Below are 19531 nucleotides of genomic sequence, written 5' to 3'. Positions count from 1 at the left end.
ATCAGCGCCTTTCTAGATAATGTTGTCGAATACGAGCTCGGAGCAGCCCGGACGAGTCATCAGGTACGCGCCGCAGCATCTGTTCGATCGCTTGCTCCTGTTCGCCAAAGCCTGGAACAGCGACTTCTGCAGCGGTGTCTTCTTCGGTTTCCGGGACTTCCCTGCCGGGATCACGGTTTCCGCCGAGAAGCGCGTCCATCGCCTGTTGAAACGCAGATTGGTAAGTGCCGTCCTCTTTCGCGTCGGCACTGTTCTCCGCTGCTGGCTCGTCTCGAATTTCGCTTTCGGCCGGAAGTAGCTGCTCGCCCCTTTCGCCGGACTGTTGCTGGTCCTGCTGCTCACCGCCGGACTGCTGCTGCTCCTGTTGGTCACCGCCAGACTGCTGCTGGTCCTGCTGCTCACCACCTGTCTGTTGCTGGTCCTGCTGCTCACCGCCGGGCTGCTGCTGATCCTGCTGCTCACCGCCGGGCTGTTGTTGGTCCTGCTGCTCACCGCCGGGCTGTTGCTGATCCTGCTGCTCGCCGCCGGACTGCTGCTGGTCCTGCTGCTCACCACCGGTCTGTTGCTGGTCCTGCTGTTGGTCTTGCTGGCGCATCTCGTCCAGCAATCTCGCAACAAGATCACGGTTGAATTGTGCATCCTCATCGTCCGGGTGCGCTTCGAGATGACGGTCGTAGGCCGCCAAGGCCTCTTCGAGCGCACCAGAGCGCGCCAGAGCATTGCCAAGATTGTAGCCCGCGTCCGGGTGGTCTGACTGCGCCATGAACGCCTTTGCAGCCGTGGCATAATCACCAGCTCTATAGGCTGCCGCACCGCGCCAGTCGCCTCTTTCAAACAACTCCGCAGCGGCTTCGTAGTCTTCGGCCTGGAAAGCCCGTGCGGCCCGTTGGTCAGGGGTCAAAAGGATGGCGGTCGCATCCTGCGCCACAACTGATGACGGGGCCGAGGCGATCCCGAAGAGCCCGACCAATGCCGCACACATCAGCGCGTTCCGGCGGAAGGCCAGTGGGGCGAGCAAAACGGGAATAAGCAACAGCCAGAAACCCATATCGGCCCAGCTGTCCGCACGCAGGTCGCTATCCTCCGCGCCAAGTGCCGCCGCCTCGCTATCAATTCCGGCAAGGACTTTTTCCACATCTGTCGGCCCTGGTGTCAGCGGTGAGAAGCTGCCGTCCCCGTTCCGGGCAACCTCGGCCAGTCCGGTGGGGTCGTAGCCTGCGGACATAGGCTGTCCTGCTTGATTCGTCAGGATGCGTCCCGAAGCGGTTTGCAAAGGAACCTGCGCATCTGCTCCTACTCCGATTGTATGAACGGTGTAACCTGCACGCGCGGCTGCGCGCGCTGCCGCGATTGTGGCGTCAGGGTCACTGCCGGGCGTATCTGCCAAAAGAACAATGCGTCCCTTGGCGGCACCCGCCCGTTCCAGAAGCGCGGTGGCCTGCGCAATGGCCTGATCTGGCCGGTTGCCAAGGGTCGGCATCAGATCAGTCGAGAGTTCCGGCAGCATTTCGGCGATCACCTCCCCGTCGGAGGTCAGGGGTGCGGCAACAAAAGCCACGTCCGAATAAAGAACAAATCCCGTATCGCCCCGGCTAGTCTTTGCAAGAATGTCACGCAATTTGTGTCCAGCACGTGTCAGCCGCGACGGTGCGACATCGTCGGCGTTCATGGATTGCGCCAGGCTCAATGCCACGACGACGGGTTCCTTGGTCTGGAACGTGGGCAGATCGATTTTCTGCCAGGCCGGTCCGGCCAGCGCAAAGACTGCTGCACTCAGCCCCGCAGCCAGCGCCAGCGCGCGCCAGCGGCCCGTGGTCGTGTCTCCATCAACCGGCGGCACGGCAAGCGCCTCCAGTAGATGAGGATCAACCAAGCCGCGCCAGCCGCTGTCGCTTTTGCGTATGCCGCCGCGCCATGTCAGCCAGACGAGCCAAGCCACAGGAACAAGCGCCAAGAGGCAAAGGGGACGCAGAAAGAAGAAGTTTTCAAAAATCATGTGTCAACTCTCCACGGGTGCGGCCTTGTGGCGGCGACCCAAACCCGCACCCGGCAGGTGGATGGCCACGGCAAGCATGAATGTCAGTATGAGCGCCCCTGCCAAAGGTACGTGAAACAACGATACCGATGGTCGGACCATTCTTGGATCGTCTGCGACCGGTTCAAGGCGGTCCAGTTCGGCATAGACCTGTGCAAGCCCCTGCACATCACGGGCACGGAAATACTGCCCGCCGGTGATTTCCGCGATCCGCTTCAACGTTGCGTCATCCGGCCCGTCACCGGCCACAAGCCGCGTACCGAACGGCGTGCGCACCTGTGTTTGGCCGGATCCGACCCCTATCGTGTAAATCCGGATTCCAAGATCGCGCGCCAGTTCGGCCGCGTCGATCGGCTCGATCACGCCTTCGTTGCTTTCGCCGTCGGTCAACAGGATCAGAACCTTTTGCTCTGCCGGTCTGTCGCGCAGCCTGCGGGCCGCGACGGCGATTGCATCGCCAATGGCGGTTTTCTGTCCGGTCAGGCCCACACGTGCCTCCTCAAGCAGCGCTGCCACAGTGCTCCGATCGAACGTTGGCGGTGCCTGAAGGTACGCCCGGTCGCTGAACAGGATCAGGCCCACCCGGTCCCCTTCGCGTCGCGCGATGAAGTCCTGCGCCACCTCCTTGACCACGGCAAGTCGCGTCGCTGGGCGCCCGTCCAGACGGAAATCTTGCTCATCCATGCTGCCTGACAAGTCAATGGCCATCATCAGGTCACGTCCTTCAACGGGCAGGGGCACCTCGTCGCCGACGTAGACAGGGCGGGCGAGTGCCATCACCAAAAGAGCCCATATCAGGCTGGAGAGGATCAGTCGCACCCAGTTCGTTCCGCGATTTCCCGGCGATTGTCCGACGGAGGCGGCAAGTCTTTCGAAGAACGGGACCCGCAGCGCACCGGCCGCCGAAGAGGGGATCGGTGGCAAAAGCCAGCGCGCAACAAATGGAAGGGGCAGAAGGACGAAGGCCAGCGGCCAAAGAAACTCGATCATGCGTTTCTCCCTATCCAGCGCCGTGCGGCGGCAATCAGCTTGTTCCGTTCGGTGTCCCCCGTCAGCGGCTATGGCACAGATTTGAGGTTGTGATTTAAGGAGGATTTGGGCTTCGTCGTAGTGACGAAGGAACGAAGATGAAGCCCAAATCCTCCAATTCAAAATCGCCGACCAAGCCCCCTGCAGATCGGGTGGTCAAGGACATCCGGCGTCAGACCCGCCGCCACTTCTCGGCCGAAGACAAGATCCGCATCGTGCTTGAAGGTCTTCGCGGTGACGACAGTATCGCCGAGTTGTGCCGCAAAGAGGGCATCGCGCAGAGTCTGTACTACAGCTGGTCCAAGGAGTTCATGGAAGCCGGCAAACGCCGCCTGGCCGGGGACACCGCCCGTGCGGCGACCTCCGGTGACGTGCAGGACTTGCGCCGCGAAGCCCGTGCGCTGAAGGAGTGCGTGGCGGACCTGACGCTGGAAAACCGCTTGCTTAAAAAAAGCATGATCGCGGATGGGGGCGACGACGAATGAGGTATCCCGCATCCGAGAAGCTGGAGATCATCCGTATCGTCGAGCAGTCGCACCTGCCGGCCAGGCGGACGCTGGACCAGCTCGGCATTGCCCGCCGGACCTTCTACCGCTGGTATGACCGCTACCGGGAAGGTGGGCCGGAAGCGCTGGAGGATCGCCCTTCGGCACCGAACCGGGTGTGGAACCGCATTGGCGAGGACATCCAGGACCAGATCGTCGAGATGGCGTTGGAGGCGACCGACCTCAGCCCACGCGAACTGGCCGTGCGCTTCACCGACGAGAAACACTACTTCGTGTCGGAAGCCACGGTCTACCGGTTGCTCAAGGCCCATGACCTGATCACCAGCCCAGCCTATACGGTAATCAAGGCGGCCGATCAGTTCCACACCAAGACCACGCGGCCGAATGAGATGTGGCAGACCGACTTCACCTACTTCAAGATCATCGGGTGGGGCTGGATGTACCTCTCGACGGTGCTTGACGACTTCTCGCGCTACATCATCGCCTGGAAGCTATGCACCAACATGCGGGCCGAGGACGTGACCGACACGCTGGACCTCGCGCTCGCCGCCTCGGGCTGCGACAGCGCCACCGTTCTACACAAACCCAGGCTGCTATCGGACAATGGCCCCAGCTACATCGCGGGCGAGCTGGCCGAATACATCGAGTCCAACAAGATGAGCCATGTGCGCGGCGCGCCGTGCCACCCGCAGACCCAGGGCAAGATCGAGCGCTGGCACCAGACCCTGAAGAACCGCATCCTGTTGGAGAACTACTTCCTGCCCGGCGACCTCGAGTCCCAGATCGAGGCCTTCGTCGAGCACTACAACAACCAGCGTTACCACGAGAGCCTGGCCAACGTGACGCCTGCCGATGTCTACTTCGGCAGGGCACAGGCCATCATCAAACAGCGCGAAAGGATCAAACGAAAAACCATCGAATATCGGCGCTTGCAGCACCGCAAGCTCACAGCCTAACATCAAATCCCAGACGAGGCCCGCTCTCCGCTAGTCTACGCCCCAATCTGCGCCAAATGTTCTGACGACGGACAGCCACACCTAAGGCGAAGCGCAGCGGAGAGGGGCAGGCGCCGGTCTTTTTGGCGCGCGAGGAATGACCCGCAGGGTCAGGGGAAAAAGATCGGCGACAACCTTTGTGGACGGGACGACAGCTGCGACCAGCATGTCATGCAACTCAGACACCCGGAGAAGTGCGGTGGCCGCGAAGGAAACTGGGTGAACAGCCGAAAGAGAGAAATGCCTGTGGTGGCGATATTTCTGTCCTGTCGCTCCGAGCCGCATTCGGACCAGTCAGAGCTTTGCTGGCTCTGCCTCTCGTGCCGCGACGGCTGGTTTCCGTGGCAACGCGATGTGTTTTCTGGACGAACAGCATGGAGACCGTCGAAGCTTCGACAACGTGTCCGGATCACTCGAATTTCGAACGGACCCTCTACGGCAGCCCGATAGCCTGCGATCCGCGCATCACGACCATCACCGGCCTTCTGCCAGCTGCGGCCAATGCAATCCGGCGGTCGCCGGAAATCGTTTGCGACCCATGATGACAGGGCGGCACAGCATGTCCGGCAAAGCACGGAACAACAGCGGCCGAGACGCGACGTACGAGATCACTGATGTCACGCGCCCGCCCCAGCGACCGTAACCGAATGGCCGAGATGAAGCGTTGCCACGACCATGCGACGGCTGGTCGAGCTGGCTCCGGAGGAGACGGCACGGCCAGCGGCACGTCGCAGGGAGAGGCGGCGTTTCAGCTCGGGGAGGGCGGCTGCGTGCAGCCGACCGAGTAGGGCGCGGTCCTGACCAAAGGGCAGGAGGGGCCAAGATCATCAAATCCGGACGACTGTTGCACAAAGTATCCGGAGCCTCTCCGCACCAAAAGATGGAAAGCTAGGACAACTCTCAACGTAAGCGGTGCGCCGCTCCCACACTTACGGCGTGACGCCTGATCTGCGATTCAGAGGCTTCTTTGATTTGTGGGGAGTTTCTGGATGGTAGCTACAAGCGAGTTTCTGGCAAGGGAGCCGCGTCGGGCGGACGGCAAGCGGACTTGGCCGCCGGAGTTGAAGGCTCGGATCGTGGCGGAGACTCTGATTGAAGGCGAGACGGTCAATGCGGTTGCTAAACGGTATGAGTTGATCCCCAGCACGGTGTCTGACTGGCGACGAATGGCGCGGCAGGGCAAACTGGTTCTGCCAAATTTGGAAGGTATGGATTTTGTGCCTGTTGAGATCGAGGCGTCTGCGCCTTTGGCCCAGCCTCTGGCCGTCACTTCCTCAAACACGATTGATGTGATCAAAGGCGATGTCACCGTTCGTCTTGATGCGGCAACGCCAGCCGCGCGACTCGCCGAGATCGCGCGGGCTTTGGCCACGTGATCATGCCATCCCACAAGGTTCGGATTTTTGTAGCCAGTGACCCGGTGGACTTCCGCAAGGGCCATGATGGGCTGGCCGCTTTGGTGCAGAGCCACCTGCGCCAGAAGCCGTTTGATGGGTCGGTCTATGTGTTCCGGGCCAAGCGCGCGGATCGGCTGAAGCTGATCTACTGGGACGGTAGCGGGTTGGTGATGGCCTACAAACGGCTCGAAGATAACAGCTTCACATGGCCCGCGGTCAAGAACGGGGTGATGCGCCTGGAACCGGCCCAGTTTGAGGCGCTGTTTGCGGGGTTGGATTGGCGGCGCGTGCGCCCTTTGGAGGTGGTAGCGCCCTCTGCGGCGGAGTGACTCACGGGGTTGTTTGCGCGGGTCATTCTGCCCTTGTTTTGTTATGGGATGGGGCATGACTGTGCCTGACAAATTGCCCGATGACATTGCCGAACTGAAGGCGATCATCCGTACGCAGCAGGATCAGAATGCGCGGCTTGAAGCCTTGGTCGCTTCGTTCAAGAAGGCGCTCTTCGGGGCCAAATCCGAGAAGCTTGACCCGGCCCAGTATGAGTTGGAACTCGAGGATATCGAGACCGCCATCGCGCAGGTGGAAGCAGAGATCGACGCGGACGAGCGCACCGCGCCCGTGCGGCCCCCAAAGCCGCGCCAGACCAATCGCGGATCACTGCCCAAACATCTGGAACGGGTTGAGGTGGTCATTGAACCCGAGCAATCCTGCGCCTGCGGAACTGAGCGTCACGTCATTGGCGAGGAGGTCAGCGAACGGCTGGACATCATCCCGGCCCAGTTCCGTGTGATTGTCACCCGCCGCCCCAAATACGCCTGCCGCTCCTGTGAGGGTGGGATCACCCAAGCGCCTGCACCCGCCCACATCATCGCGGGCGGCATGCCAACCGAAGCAACGCTCGCCCATGTGCTCGTCTCAAAATATGCCGATCACCTGCCGCTCTATCGGCAGGCACAAATCTACAGCCGCCAAGGGATCGATCTGGATCGCTCGACCCTGGCCGGGTGGGTAGGCAAGTCGGCGTTTGAATTGACCCCGGTCTATGAGGCGCTCATGGCCGATCTGAAGCGCTCCACCAAGCTCTTCATGGACGAAACACCTGCACCGGTTCTGGCCCCAGGGCGCAAAAGCACCAAAACCGGTTACTTCTGGGCGCTGGCCCGTGATAACAGGCCATGGGGCGGCGGCGATCCTCCCGGAGTGGCGTTTACCTATGCGCCCGGTCGGTCAGGGCAGCATGCGGATAACATCTTGAGCGGCTTCAGCGGCACCCTGCAGGTTGATGGATACGCAGGCTATAACAGCTTGCTCAAACGCCCTACACAGGATGTGGTGCTGGCCTATTGCTGGGCACACGCGCGGCGAAAATTGCATGACGTCACCCAATCTGGAGCTGCTCCAATCGCGCAGGAAGGCCTGGCGCAAATCCAGGCACTCTACCGTATCGAAAAAGACCTGAGAGGCCTGCCTGCCGATCAACGGCACGCTGCACGACGGGACCGCTCAAAACCCATCATCGACGCCTTCAAGCTCTGGCTCGCCCAGAACCGCGCACGCGTCTCAGCGAAATCGCCGACCGGTGAAGCCCTGAAATACATCGCCAAATACTGGGATGGCATGTGTAGGTTCCTCGACGATGGCCGCATCGAACTCGACAACAACCCTGTCGAGCGCACCATCCGCCCCATCGCTCTGAACCGCAAAAACGCGCTCTTCGCCGGACATGATACCGGCGCTCAAAATTGGGCCGTAATCGCATCCCTGATCGAGACCTGCAAACTCAACGGGATCGAGCCGCATGGCTATCTGTCCGGTGTCCTGACAGCCATCGCAGGCGGGCACAAACAAGCGGATATCAAAGAATTGCTGCCTTGGAACTACACCGCACCAGTGTGAACGGCGCACCGCTTACCTCTCAACGAGAAAGACGCCGAACATTTCGTTCGCTCCACTGCAATTGGGTTGGGCCATTATCTGGAGGTTGGCTTTCTAGCTGCTTGCGATAACCTTCAGCCGCATGGCGCGCGTTTCAAGGAGATAAGTCTCCACGCTGGCCAGTAGATGCAGTCCCTCCTCTGTGACAGCCGATCGCGATAGGCCAGGCTGAACGATGCGCACATCGAATTCGTAGCGATAGTCCTGCCAATTCGCTTTCAGCTTTTTGAGGAATGCGGCTGTTCCCTGTTCGAAGCGGGAAGTCTGGCCCTTCTCCAGCCGTATCTTCTCCCGCTTCAACATATGTATGAGCATTCTGTTGGGCCGATCACGCCAGCGTGCGGATTTCTGCGCTTGCCCGCAAACTTCATAGAGATCCTTCACTCGCGCGCCGGGCGTGTCGGAACTGGAGTATTTGCAATGGTGAAGCGTCACTTGGACGAGACCTTCAGTCACTCGAAGGGTGACGACGTCCGCGATCTCTCCAGCCCCATCATCGTCGAAGATGATGTCAAAGGCGTCGCCTTCTGCGAGCAATGTCTCGATTACGCGCCGTTGCACTGAGTCAGTCCGCTTTTCAGGACCCTGCGCCTCGGCACGTATATTGGTCTCCGACCAATCCCAAACCTCGATCCGATCAGCGGAATACGGTTCCACCAAGACGCCTTCAGGCAGAGCATAAAGGTGACTGTAGATCAGCAGTGAACCATCCCCAAAGTCAATCTGTGGGGAATCCTCGCCGAAGGATTCCGAGAGCGGCTTCGTCTTGCCGCTGACCTTGACGGTTGTTTTCGGCCCAGAGCGCTGCGGATAGCTGGCACCCCCTTCAGCAAAAACGATTTCGAATTCGGCGATGTGGTTATCGCTGCGCACCGTGAAGCGCAATGGACCCGTGCGTTCATGATCCAGAAGCTCGATGTCGCATTCAGCGAAGGCTACAGGTTTGTCGCCGAAACTGATTTCGATCCGGTCCTCGATTTGCGTCAACAGCGATTCCGGCCAGTGGATCGCGACCGGAGGCACCTGCGGGCGTTCGCTGATCTGGCGAGGTCGCATCGCACTCTTGAAGACGCCATCGGTGGTGATCCCTGGATCTTTGACGGCTTTGCCGATATCCGCGGACCAATCGACCCAATCAGTCAGATCGCGAACCCGCGAAATCGACCAGAACTTGCCTTTGGCCGAACAGCCACGAGAGGCGGGAACACCGTCGAGGAAACCGGTTGCGAACACGTTGTTCTTGATGCGCGACTGGGACTTCGCAGTGTCGAGTCCGTCGGCGACATCGACACCCATATACATGGAATAGCGGACACCGCGTCCCTGATGGTGCGTCAGGCCAAGATTGCGCAGGATCAGGCGATTGAACCCATGCAGGCTGCGGAAGACCTCCTCGCCCTCGACCCGGCGCGCTGCCTCACCGCAGACCGCCTTGGCCAATCGGTCATACGGTCCCTTGATCGAGCTGCTGATATATAGGAGCTGACTATCGGCATCCCAATGCATCATGTGCAGGTCCCAGGTGACATTGGTCGCGTGCTGGGCCGTGGTCCAGCCGGCCTGCTCTTCGGAGCGGGTGACGAAGATGGCGACACGCTGGTGTGGGTTGACCTTCATGCCGAGATATACGCCGGGACTATATAAGTCCTCGGCCCGCAAAGGCTCCCAACCGTCGCAGTTGGTGCGATAGACGACGGCGTTCATCTTCGGTTCGAGCGTCTGCAGGGGAATGTCGCTCAAGTCGCCGACAAAGCCCTTGAACATCTCGGCACGGCGGACTTGCCGGTCGATCTTCGCGGTGCTGAGTGCCTCGACCAGCGCATTCCAGTCGGCATCCTCCGCATAGAGCTTAGCCAGCGAACGATCAATGTCGTCAATGCCGGTGTTGGCGATGACCGTGGCGTCGCCGAGGCGTGGATCCTGGCGGGTGAAGCGGCCGACAAACTGGATGGTAACGGCGATGCTCTTGTGCGGGTCGTGCAGGGCGGCGATCTTCAGTTCCGGCAGATCGAAACCTTCGCCGAGCATGTCCACGCAGACAATGATCCGGCTCTCGAAGCGCCGCAGAGCGGCAAGGTTTGCACGGCGTTCACGGATCGACTGCTGGCTATGAACGATGACCGGACGAAGTTCTGGGTACATCTCGCTGTAAAGCTGGTGGAGGGCTCTGGCGCGGTCGATAGTTTGGCAACGCGCCATGGCGAGATGGTTGAGGCCGACGTCCAGATCACCCTGGAGGACTTCGCCGAGCTTTCCCGCGATCGCGAGATCGGCGTCTGCCTGATCGAGCCCGAAGACAGCCTCGAAGCGAATCGGCTTGAAATAGCCTTCGGCCTGCGCCTTCTTGAGCGGATAGGTGTAGATGAACTCGCCGTCGACGCGCCGGCCGTCCTCACGGAATGGTGTGGCGGTGAACTGGACGATCGGGAGCGGTGGCTCACGGTCCGCGAATAGGCCCCGAAAGCGCGCCCATGTCGGGGCGCCGATGTGATGAGCCTCGTCGATAAACAGCGCCGAGGCGCGTGCCGCCATCCGCTCCTGGACCGCCGCTTCGGCGCGACCGGCGATCTGCATCGTTGTGACGATGACATTGGCACTGTCGAAGATCTCATCCACGTCGGCTAGCCTCGTCGGAATGTGCGAAAGGCGCATCACCACTGGAAATGCTGCCTTGTCTTCCAGGCATTGCTGTTGCCTCAGCACGCCGAAGGTCTCGAACTTGCCCGCGATCTGCTCTCGAAGGGCGTCCGTCGGCACTACGACCAGTAGCCTCTCGAAGCGCTGGTGGACGTTGAGCGCGAGCATGGTTTCCGTCTTGCCGGTGCCCGTCGGCATGACGATGGTGGCCGGATCGATCGATCGCGTCGCATGGGCCAAAGCCGCGTGCAGTGCGCCGATTTGAGGACGTCGCAGACCGAGCTGGGCTGGCCGCTCGTTTTCGGCTGCTCGTCCCTCGCGGAGATGAAAGGCGCCCGACCAAGATGCCGAAACCGCGGCCAGCCGTTCGACCCGCGCTTGGCGACTCAACGTGTCGATGCGGATGGGCAACGGGGCCATCCACCGGCCTTCGCCGGCGTCGAGTGCTTCTACGATCTGCGCCGGCTCACTCGCGCCGGGGACCAGAAGAATGAGCTCCGCCTCCAGCGACGTAGCGGTCTTCGCGTTGATGATCTTCAGTATCTCGCCAGACGGCAGCGTGGTTTCATGACCAGTCACACGGCGGATTGAAAAGGCACGCAGACGGCACCGTACGCGCTGCGGCGGAGCCGCCAATTGGCGTATAGGGCTTCCCAGGGCCTTGCCCTCTATCGCAAGCCGAGCAGGCAGCAGCAGTTCGACTTCGGGATTGAAGAGATCATCTTGGACGGGCTCGGTGCGCTTGCGGGAGGCCATGGTCGCGTCCTCGGCTATGCCGCAATCGTCTGCGGAGAAGGCGGGACGGTGATCACCGTCCCGTTCGTCATCAGAACGATCAGGCCCCGTTCGGCTCCGGTCATATCGAGATAGGCACGCAGCTGAGCCCGATAGTGATCAAGCGTCTCCTGGGCGGGATTCACGTCGCTCTTCCAGTCGATCACGACGGCTGGCCGACCTTCCGGATTAACCGAAATCGCGTCCGCGATGCCCGCCGTCGCAACCAGTTCGGCCTCCTCTTGCTGAAAGGCATAGACCGGAAACTCAGCGAGCAATGAGGGACGCAATGCCGCCACCTCCGACAAGGCCAGCGTTCGCGTCACGCAACCGGCCAGTTCCTCAGGCGAAAGCCCGTCCGCCGGATCGGAGGAAGGCTCCTTGCCGAGCGCAGAAATGAGGTCTCCAGCACGCGCGGTGAGCGCCTCGTCGGCCTCGTTGCATTCCCCTGTCAGGACTTCTTCCATGAGCTTGTGAAGGATCAAGCCACGCTCGCGTCCGCCCCGGATGGAGGCGAGCGCGTCGGCGTCCGGCACCTGAGCATCAGCCGAACCGGCCCAGATGTCCGGTTCTTCTTCCTGAAGCACTGAACCTGTTGTCGTCTCGTCGCGGCTCGGCGCAAGCCAGGTCAGATGCATCTGCCTTTCGACAATCGCACCAGCCTCAGTGGCGAAACTCTCCCGTGTCTGACCGTTTTCTGTATCGGCTTTCGCCGCGATCGTGTCGAGCGGCAGATGCGACAGGTCAAGGTGAGGGAGATCTGTCAGGGACAGGTCCACCAGGCCAATCCAGGCTGATTTCGAAGGCGTTACGTCGAGCCGCGGCAAGACCAGGAGTTCCCGGGCGCGGGTTGCTGCGACATACCAGAGCCGGACCCGCTCGCAGTCCAGTTCATCCTTCTCTGCCTGCCGCGCCGCGTCATAGCCGGACGGAGGGACACCCAGAACCGGGCAGTAGAAGGTATCAGTCTGGCGATCGGTCACAGCGCTGTCGGGCGCCATTACCCCTGTCATAGTGTTGATGGGGATGACGACCGGCCATTCAAGACCTTTCGCGGCATGCATCGTGTTGAGGGCGACGGCTTCTTCCTGCGCATCGGGCCGGCCTTCCACCGCGCGGGCCTCATCCGCCCATGCCGCCGTCATTGCCTCGGAAAAGGCCCGCAGACCCCGTACCGCATAGCTGACGGCGAGGCTGAGATAGAGATCGACATTGGCAAGTGCTCGTTCTGCCTGACCGCGATGCCGCTCCAGAAGAACCGGGCGTACCCGAAGGACGTCGACGGCCTGCGAAAGAAGAACGTGTGGTGTCGTGCTTTTGGCGCGTTTCTGGAGCCCTTGCAGCCGCTCGATCACATCGCGCGCCAGCGGATGCACTATTGCCGCGGGGTCGACGCCGAGGTCGAGCCGTGGGATCCGGACGGGTTCTTCTTCCGAACGCGGAAGCGCCCAGACGATGTCCAGAAGCTCCTCTTCGCTGAGCCCGACAAGCGGGCCGCGCAGCAATGCGCCGAGCGCCAGCGTATCACGACGATCGGCGAGAACTCGCGTGATCGCGATAAGGTCCTGCACTTCCTGCCGGCGAAACAGACCTTTGCCGGCCTGGGTTGCGACCGGGATGCCCCGGAGCTCAAGGGCTTCTTCATAGCGCCAGAGTTCCGCGCCGGTCGGGGCGAGCAAGGCGATGTCGCCCGGCTGGCAGGGGCGTTGTGCACCGGCTTTGCGATCCTGGACCGGATGGCTGCCGATCAAGCGTGCGCAAAGTTCAGCCACCGCTTCGGCTTCGGCGTCGCGTCGTTGCTCGGCACTGGCCTTGCCGTTCTCGTCAGCGACCGCGATATCGATCGCAGAGACGCAGACGCCGTCTACCGGATCGTCGTGGAAGGGATCAAGCGCTGTGAAGCCGGGCTGGCCATCAGCCGACAGGACAGTCTCGAACCGTTCGTTGACGAAGGTGAGGATCGAGGCACAGGAACGGAAATTGGTCGAGATCGAGACGAGGCCGTCCGCGTCCTGTGTCGAGAAGGCCGTGCGAGCCTGGACGTAAGCGCCGACATCCGCGCCGCGGAAGCGATAGATTGCCTGCTTGGGGTCGCCAACCAAGAAGAGTGCGCCCGGCCGAATCCGGAAACGCGTCCAGTCCTGCGGATCATCACCGGGATCACCGCATAGACGCCAGAAGATTTCGGCCTGGAGCGGGTCGGTGTCCTGAAACTCGTCGACCAAGACCTTTGAATACCTCTGGCCGAGCGCCTGTCGCACAGTTTCATGGTCGCGCAACAGGTCGCGCGCGGCGTAGATGAGATCGTCAAAATCGAGCTGGGCGCTGGCGCGCTTGTGCTCACGATAGCGCGCAAGGATTGTGCCTGCTTCGTCGATCAATGTCGTGAGGACCTGGCCGGAAACCACTTGGAGTAGTGCGGCCCATGCGGCACAGCACGCTTCGTACAAACCGCTGGCCGTATCGTTCAGCCTGTCGCCGTCTGCCTTGGACAGCCCTGCCTGCTTTGCCGCTGCCGCCCATTTGCCCTTCTTGCGGTAGGCGTAAAAGCTGCCCGTCCCGGTCGTAAGGTCGGGATGCGGGCGTGCAACCAGCAACCCGACGAGCCCGGCGGGCGTGGAACCATCTGTAACCGATGGAAGGGCGGCCGCCATTTCAGAAAAGCGCACGGCGAAGACCTCCGTTTCCGGCTCATCAACGCCGGCGCCTTGCACAAAGGCCGAAAGTTCGTCGGCCGCCTGCTGGAAGGCTTGCAGGTGACCTGCAAAGGGCATCGCCTGCGGTGCGACCAGTTTCCTCGACCGCCGGAGGGCTTCGGCGATCTTGTGCATCAGAGCGACGGTCTCTCCCGGGTTATGCAGCACCATCTCGGCGAGGACGCCGCCCTGATCGCCAGACAATCGCTCGCGCAGCCAGCCTTCGACGATTTCGAGGAAGTTGAGATCGGCCTGGTTGCGGTCGATGACCGCTGCGCCCGGATCGATATCCGCTTCCGCCGGGTAGGGCTTGATCAATCGCTGGCAGAAGCCGTGGATGGTCGAGCAGGTGATTTCGTCGATCGCCGTGCTGGCCGACATCAGATTCTCGCGCTGTGCCGCAGACAGTCCCTCCGGCAAGCCGGCGCGGAGCTCCGGTGCGATATGGCCGGCGGCGAGATCTTCGACGAAATCCCGAACCCGCAGGAGGAGCTCGCTGGCCGCCAGTTCGGTAAACGTGACTGCCGCGATGGAACTTGGCGCGACACCCTGCGCCAGCATGACAGCGATCCAGCCGGCCATCACGGCGGTCTTGCCCGATCCCGCGCCGGCCTCAACCAGAATGGATCGGTCATGACGGCTGATCGCGTCATGCCGGGCGCCATCATCATTCAGAACTTTCACGCTGCTCATCATTCCGCCTCCCAGATCGGCGCGACCTCACTGAGCCGCTCGGTCGAGGCGGCTTGTTTGCGTTTGCAGTAGGTGGCGCCTGCGTTTGCCGGCAGGGCAAAAGCGAGATCGTCGTAGTCGCCTCCGGTATCCGGCCCGGGCAGTGCCGCGCCGCTGGCCAATGCGGTTCTCGCCGCCCGCAGATATGCCTTGATCTCCGCCAGGACGATGTCCGGCTCGTCGAGCTGGAGATCGAGCGGTTCACGCGGATAGAGCAGCGAGGCGCTGATCGCGATGTGGTCGCCCAGGAGCGCCTTGACGGCGAAGGCATAAAGGCAACGCTGAAGCTCGCGGCCGCCGTTTACACGGATGTCGCCTTTGGGCGGCTTGCCGGTCTTGTAGTCGCGCACGAGTGCCCGGCTGCCGTCATCAGCGATGTCGAGCCGGTCGATATAGCCGGCAATGTGAAATCCGGTGTCGGGGATGATCACCGCCACACTGGCGTCCCAGGGCAATGCCGCCTCCGACTTGGGCTCGGACCCGCCGAACGGGACTTCGCCAAAGGATCGGCTGCCCGGCAAATGATCATTGCCATAGGCAAGCGCCTGTCCGGCAAGAGCGCGCGCGTCCCCAAGCGTGCGGCCCCAGATAACAGCGGGCGGAACGGGCCGCTCGCTTTCCCACTCGGCAGCCACGGCACCAGCGGCTTCGTCTACCGCAGCCTGAATGGCAGCCACGTCGGCCAACGCCAGGCCGCCCGTCGCTTCGAGGTTTCGCAGGGCACGGTCGAGGACGAGATGGATGAGGTCGCCGGTTTGCAGGGCGTCAAGCACGAGCGGCTCGGCACTGCCTTGCGAGGATTTCCAACCGAGAGCATAGCGCCAGAGGAAATTGAGGGGGCTGCGCAGCAGTGTCTTGAGCGAGCTTGCCGACTGAGTCCGCCCGAGGATCGCGAGAACCAAAGGATGATCGGACCTGACCAGGCCATCATGAGCTGTCACATCGGCCATGCGCCAATCGCGCCAGCAGGAACGCGCACTCAATGCCTGGGGATCGGCAGCGAATTCCTGCGGCCGCGCCATCAGCCGGTCGGTTTCACTGAAGGCATGGGCGGGAACGGCGTTGCGCCGCAGATAGGCATCCTCGTCATAGGTGGCGAGGCCGGGGCTGCGACCCAGCAATCTGCCGTCGCTGTCGCGTCGGGCGCGGGAGAGGACGACGTCGCTGCCCGTAGTGGCGAGGATCGTATCAAAGTCACGGCGATCTGCCAGATTGACGGGAAGCGGGTCGAGCTCGCCCGTTGGAATAATGTGGTCCGGGATCAGCCGATCTTCGGCGATCCCGCGTGGCCAGCGGGAGGAATTGAGACCGATCAGCCGAGCGAAGCGTCGCGGCGACGCGGCGAGCGCGCTGGCCGGCATCCAGGCCACGGAGACGGAGGCCTCGAGCCCGTCATCCTGTTTCAGTGTTTCCAGCGTGCTGTCGATCGCGCCGGCGGGCCCTGCCAGAAGGGCTTTGCGCCAGATGGACAATGCCCGGCCCTTGAGGAAGGCTTCGCCGATTTCCTGTGCCGCGTCCGGTCCCTTTGCCAGCAGATCGACCGCAGCACGCAGCACCGGGGCGTGATCCATGCCGTCGGGCCAGTCGTCTGGCGCGAGGCGCGCCAGCAGTTGGTTCCAGGCGGACGGTGTTGACAAGGGTGCATCGCTTGGAAGGACGCGCATCCAGTCATCGGGAAGGGAAGCCATAGGTGCAGAATCGCCGCACAGGGCGGCGAGACGGCGCAAGCGCGACTGCGAAAGGCCGCGCACGATGATGTCGGCGAGTGCCGCTGCCGCTTGTCCGTCACGTGTGGTGACGGCCGGGACGCCATGAACGAAATGCAGATCGATATTGGCATCGGCGCGCAACGCGAGAAAGTGATCGTCGTAGTCGGCCGGCGACGCGGTGGCGATGGCAATGTCGGCGGGCGGTACGCCCGACGCGAGCAGCGACCGGACCCAACGCAGTGTCTCGACTGCCTCATGGTAAGCGGTCGCGGCACTGACGGATCGAATGGCCGGCGCCTCAGCATCGCCTCGAGCGACAGGAACGCCGCTTTCCTTGAGCCAGGCCGGGACAGGGCGGGGACCTGACGTCCATTGCATGGGGGTGTGCTCGGCGAGCGCCTTCAGTAGAGGCCGCCAGCAGGGAGACAGTTCGGTCAGTCCGGCGATTTCCATCGAGCCGAATATGGCGGGCGCATGGGTGATCCGGCTGATGGCTGCGGCGACAATATCGACCGGCCGCATCATTCCGCCCGGAAGTTCGGCAAGGACAGCGGCCTCCAGGCGAGCGATGGCTTCAAGCCTTGGATGATCACCTAAACGGGAAGCGAGATCGATACCGGCCCGCCACGCCTTGTGCAGTGTGTCGGCGGCCGCACCGATCATGCCCGGCAGCATCTTGATATCTTCCAATTCGCCCATCGGTGTTTCAGGGAGGACCGTCTGGATCGCCGCGCGCAGGCTTTCTTCGTCGATTGCGCGGGCGAAACCGCCCGCGAGCCGCACCGTGGCTTGTTCGAACGACATGATCTGGAGGCCATGTTGACCGCTGCGGGCTGCCACAAGGCGGGCCTCCCGCATTGCGTGTCGTCCATAGACAATAAGCGTGGACCGGCACGTCGTGGACATATTCAAGTTCCTTTTTGAAGAATAGCTTTGACCAAATCGGGAAGTGCTTGTGTCGAAAGCTTTGAGGATTCAGCGTCCCGAACCAAAAGTTCGATAGTAAGAAATTGATGGAACTTATCTGATATCAGATTGCCTGCGCCTGCGAACAAATCGACGGGTGCGCCAGATCGAATATCTTCCAGCGCCGATCGAAGATCGGGCGTTTCGTCCCCGGCCTCTACAATCAGAAACCCGTCATGCTGTTCGACCGAAAACCCTTGACTTCTGAGTGCGAGCGCGAGGGTTGATGTCTTCACCGTACCGACCCGCGTCGCAATGACTGATGTATGCTCGCCGATGCTGTGCATGTTATTGGCCCTAAACCCCAGCTGTTCATAGTGAGCACGCGCTTCCTCGAGCATCATCAAAGAGACTGTGTCCATGTAAGCTGGGCTGGATTCCCCCTCGAGCACGGCGAACATTCGGTCGATCACCTTGTCATGAATGTCCCCCGCATCGCCGTCGAAGACTGGAGGCACACCAGCCTTAGCGGGTTTGACGACGATGACCTTTTCCCGATCATGGATTTCTTGAACTATCCAACGCCGCCCAGAAAAAATCAGCAGCATCCCAGGAGCAAGAACATTGTCGATCGGCAGGGTTCCAAGATCCCGCCCCTCTGCGACCAACCGGAACTCCTCAGGCGTCTGGAACACCGCATAGAAGCTGTAATGCTCAACCAGCTTTTCGCCCGCGGGTCCCAAAAGTAGCAGCCCGCTGCCGGCCTGTTCGATCAAGCCGGTTACTGGGTGGCCGATTGCACGCAACACATCTGCGAAGACTTCGGTTGTGACCTTCCGAAAGGGGCCTTCGCGGCAGAGCACGTTGTAGACCACGCTTGCAGACGCACCGCCGCGCTGCGCTATGACTGACAGTATCTGATGGACGAGTGTCGAGAGATGAAGCGCCTGAGGTTTTGGCGGTTCGCACCAGCCTTCAAGCAGGAGGTCTATCATCGCGATGGACCTGATCAGGCCGAGCCGAAGGCGATCCACGAAACTGCTCTCCGGCGTCAACTTGGCTTCGATAGCGTACTGCCTCAGAATGGCCGGCTGTCCTTCACGGCGGCCTGATCGGCCAAGCCGTTGTCGCAACGCCGCGACGCTGAATGGCGCACCGATTTGAGCCACGCAGGTCACGTCACCGATGTCGATTCCAAGCTCGAGCGTCGACGTGCAAACGGCGGTCGTCGGTTTCGCAGGGTCCTTCAAGCGCCGCTCAACGAAGTCACGGTGTTCTCGGGAAAGGCTCGCGTGGTGGGGATAGAATTCCTGCGGCAGGTGCTCCCGTTCGCAAAGCTCCCGCAACCGATCTGCGTAAATCTCGACCCGTTGGCGCGCTCCGGCGAAGACCAGGTTGTCGCTGCCTCGAAGATGCTTGAACAGATGGGCTGATATCGCGTCCGTTGCGGATGGGCTATTTTCATCTTCATCGCCTGAGAGGTAACCGCGAAGCTGAAGCCTCAATTCAGCCTCGCCGCCATCTGCTTCGATCAGCTGGACAGCTTTTGCGGCGTCAGGGCGAAGATAGGCCTTGGCGAGCTCCATGTCGCCTAGCGTAGCTGACAGACCTATCCGACGGATTGGGCGCTTTATCGCGAGCTCTAGCCGTGTGAGCAGTGAACGGAGCTGGACACCGCGTTCGCTATCCAAAACCGTGTGCAGCTCGTCGATCACGACCGCCCGCGGGGCCCCAAACAGGCGTGCAATTTCCAAACCGCGACGAATGAAAAGCGCCTCAAGGGACTCTGGGGTTATCAGCAGGATCCCTTTTGGAGATTTCAACGCGCGCGTCTTGATCGATTGCGAGACATCCCCGTGCCAGGGAACAACCGGAAGCTCTGCTTCCTGGCAGATGCCCTCCAGCCGCATGGCCTGGTCCGTGATCAAGGCTTTCAGCGGACCGATGTAGAGCAGGTCGAAACCGGTGCCGCCCGACGGCTCGTCAAGCACCTGTGAAATCAACGGCAGGAACGCCGCCTCGGTCTTTCCGCCCGCCGTAGTAGCTGCAATGATTAAATCGTCATTGGTTTCGCAGATCGTCCGGATGGATCGCGCCTGGATATCGCGAAGTTCGCGCCATCCTTTCTGGCGTATCCATTTCTGCACAGGCCTGGCCAGTTTGTCGAACGCACTGCTCAT

At 61.6% G+C, this 19531-nt stretch carries 10 protein-coding genes; 4 read left to right on the top strand and 6 right to left on the bottom strand.

The annotated features are described in order from the left end of the window. Position 1: 1 nt before the first annotated feature. Both PAF12_RS18155 and PAF12_RS18150 read right to left on the bottom strand, forming a co-directional pair. Positions 2–1996 carry a VWA domain-containing protein gene (locus PAF12_RS18155; protein WP_271109922.1) on the bottom strand — a complete coding sequence of 665 codons (1995 nt, stop codon included), beginning with the start codon at positions 1994–1996 and terminating at the stop codon, positions 2–4. Positions 1997–1999: 3 nt separating this feature from the next. Beyond that, entirely contained in the window at positions 2000–3025 is a 1026-nt protein-coding gene (locus tag PAF12_RS18150; RefSeq protein WP_271109940.1) for a VWA domain-containing protein, read from the bottom strand. 137 nt (positions 3026–3162) lie between these two features. Between PAF12_RS18150 and PAF12_RS18145 the strand changes: the two genes are divergently transcribed. From PAF12_RS18145 to PAF12_RS18130, 4 genes are all read left to right on the top strand, one after another. Then, a protein-coding gene (locus PAF12_RS18145; protein ID WP_271106531.1) for an IS3 family transposase occupies positions 3163–4526 on the top strand; the annotation gives its coding sequence in 2 pieces (ribosomal slippage) (positions 3163–3510 and positions 3513–4526; 1362 coding nt in all). A gap of 1028 nt (positions 4527–5554) precedes the next feature. After that, a complete protein-coding gene (locus PAF12_RS18140; RefSeq protein ID WP_037211607.1) occupies positions 5555–5941 on the top strand; it encodes a transposase in 387 nt (128 codons plus the stop codon). Between the two features lie 2 nt (positions 5942–5943). Next, positions 5944–6291, top strand: coding sequence for an IS66 family insertion sequence element accessory protein TnpB (gene tnpB / locus PAF12_RS18135; protein WP_081940321.1), 348 nt, complete (start codon positions 5944–5946; stop codon positions 6289–6291). A gap of 55 nt (positions 6292–6346) precedes the next feature. Further along, positions 6347–7858, top strand: coding sequence for an IS66 family transposase (locus PAF12_RS18130; RefSeq protein ID WP_271107049.1), 1512 nt, complete (start codon positions 6347–6349; stop codon positions 7856–7858). A 93-nt stretch (positions 7859–7951) separates the two neighbouring features. Here PAF12_RS18130 and PAF12_RS18125 read toward each other — a convergent pair whose 3' ends face one another. From PAF12_RS18125 to PAF12_RS18110, 4 genes are read right to left on the bottom strand one after another with little or no spacing between them, the layout of a single operon-like run. Beyond that, complete coding sequence (locus PAF12_RS18125; RefSeq protein WP_271109939.1) at positions 7952–11290, bottom strand: DEAD/DEAH box helicase; 3339 nt, start codon at positions 11288–11290, stop codon at positions 7952–7954. A 14-nt stretch (positions 11291–11304) separates the two neighbouring features. After that, positions 11305–14700: an exodeoxyribonuclease V subunit beta gene (locus PAF12_RS18120; RefSeq protein WP_271109938.1), complete on the bottom strand. Its 3396-nt coding sequence runs from the start codon at positions 14698–14700 to the stop codon at positions 11305–11307. Then, the gene (locus tag PAF12_RS18115) at positions 14697–17351 is read right to left on the bottom strand and encodes a PD-(D/E)XK nuclease family protein (protein ID WP_271109937.1); all 2655 of its coding nucleotides are present in this window, start codon (positions 17349–17351) and stop codon (positions 14697–14699) included. Before PAF12_RS18115 ends, PAF12_RS18120 begins: the two co-directional genes overlap by 4 nt. Before the next feature lie 2 nt (positions 17352–17353). Then, positions 17354–19531, bottom strand: coding sequence for a DEAD/DEAH box helicase (locus tag PAF12_RS18110; protein WP_271109936.1), 2178 nt, complete (start codon positions 19529–19531; stop codon positions 17354–17356).

Source organism: Paracoccus sp. SCSIO 75233, from assembly GCF_027912675.1.
Lineage (GTDB): Bacteria > Pseudomonadota > Alphaproteobacteria > Rhodobacterales > Rhodobacteraceae > Paracoccus.
The sequence above is the reverse complement of the archived record's forward strand: the minus strand, read 5'-3'. Positions and strand labels throughout refer to the sequence as shown.

What these genes read in the sequence shown, in the direction of transcription:
- PAF12_RS18140 (WP_037211607.1), top strand. Translation starts at nt 5,555, where the DNA reads ATGGTAGCTACAAGCGAGTTTCTGGCAAGGGAGCCGCGTCGGGCGGAC.
- tnpB (WP_081940321.1), top strand. Translation starts at nt 5,944, where the DNA reads ATGCCATCCCACAAGGTTCGGATTTTTGTAGCCAGTGACCCGGTGGAC.
- PAF12_RS18115 (WP_271109937.1), bottom strand. Translation starts at nt 17,351, where the DNA reads ATGTCCACGACGTGCCGGTCCACGCTTATTGTCTATGGACGACACGCA.
- PAF12_RS18130 (WP_271107049.1), top strand. Translation starts at nt 6,347, where the DNA reads ATGACTGTGCCTGACAAATTGCCCGATGACATTGCCGAACTGAAGGCG.
- PAF12_RS18150 (WP_271109940.1), bottom strand. Translation starts at nt 3,025, where the DNA reads ATGATCGAGTTTCTTTGGCCGCTGGCCTTCGTCCTTCTGCCCCTTCCA.
- PAF12_RS18155 (WP_271109922.1), bottom strand. Translation starts at nt 1,996, where the DNA reads ATGATTTTTGAAAACTTCTTCTTTCTGCGTCCCCTTTGCCTCTTGGCG.
- PAF12_RS18125 (WP_271109939.1), bottom strand. Translation starts at nt 11,290, where the DNA reads ATGGCCTCCCGCAAGCGCACCGAGCCCGTCCAAGATGATCTCTTCAAT.
- PAF12_RS18120 (WP_271109938.1), bottom strand. Translation starts at nt 14,700, where the DNA reads ATGATGAGCAGCGTGAAAGTTCTGAATGATGATGGCGCCCGGCATGAC.
- PAF12_RS18110 (WP_271109936.1), bottom strand. Translation starts at nt 19,531, where the DNA reads ATGAGCAGTGCGTTCGACAAACTGGCCAGGCCTGTGCAGAAATGGATA.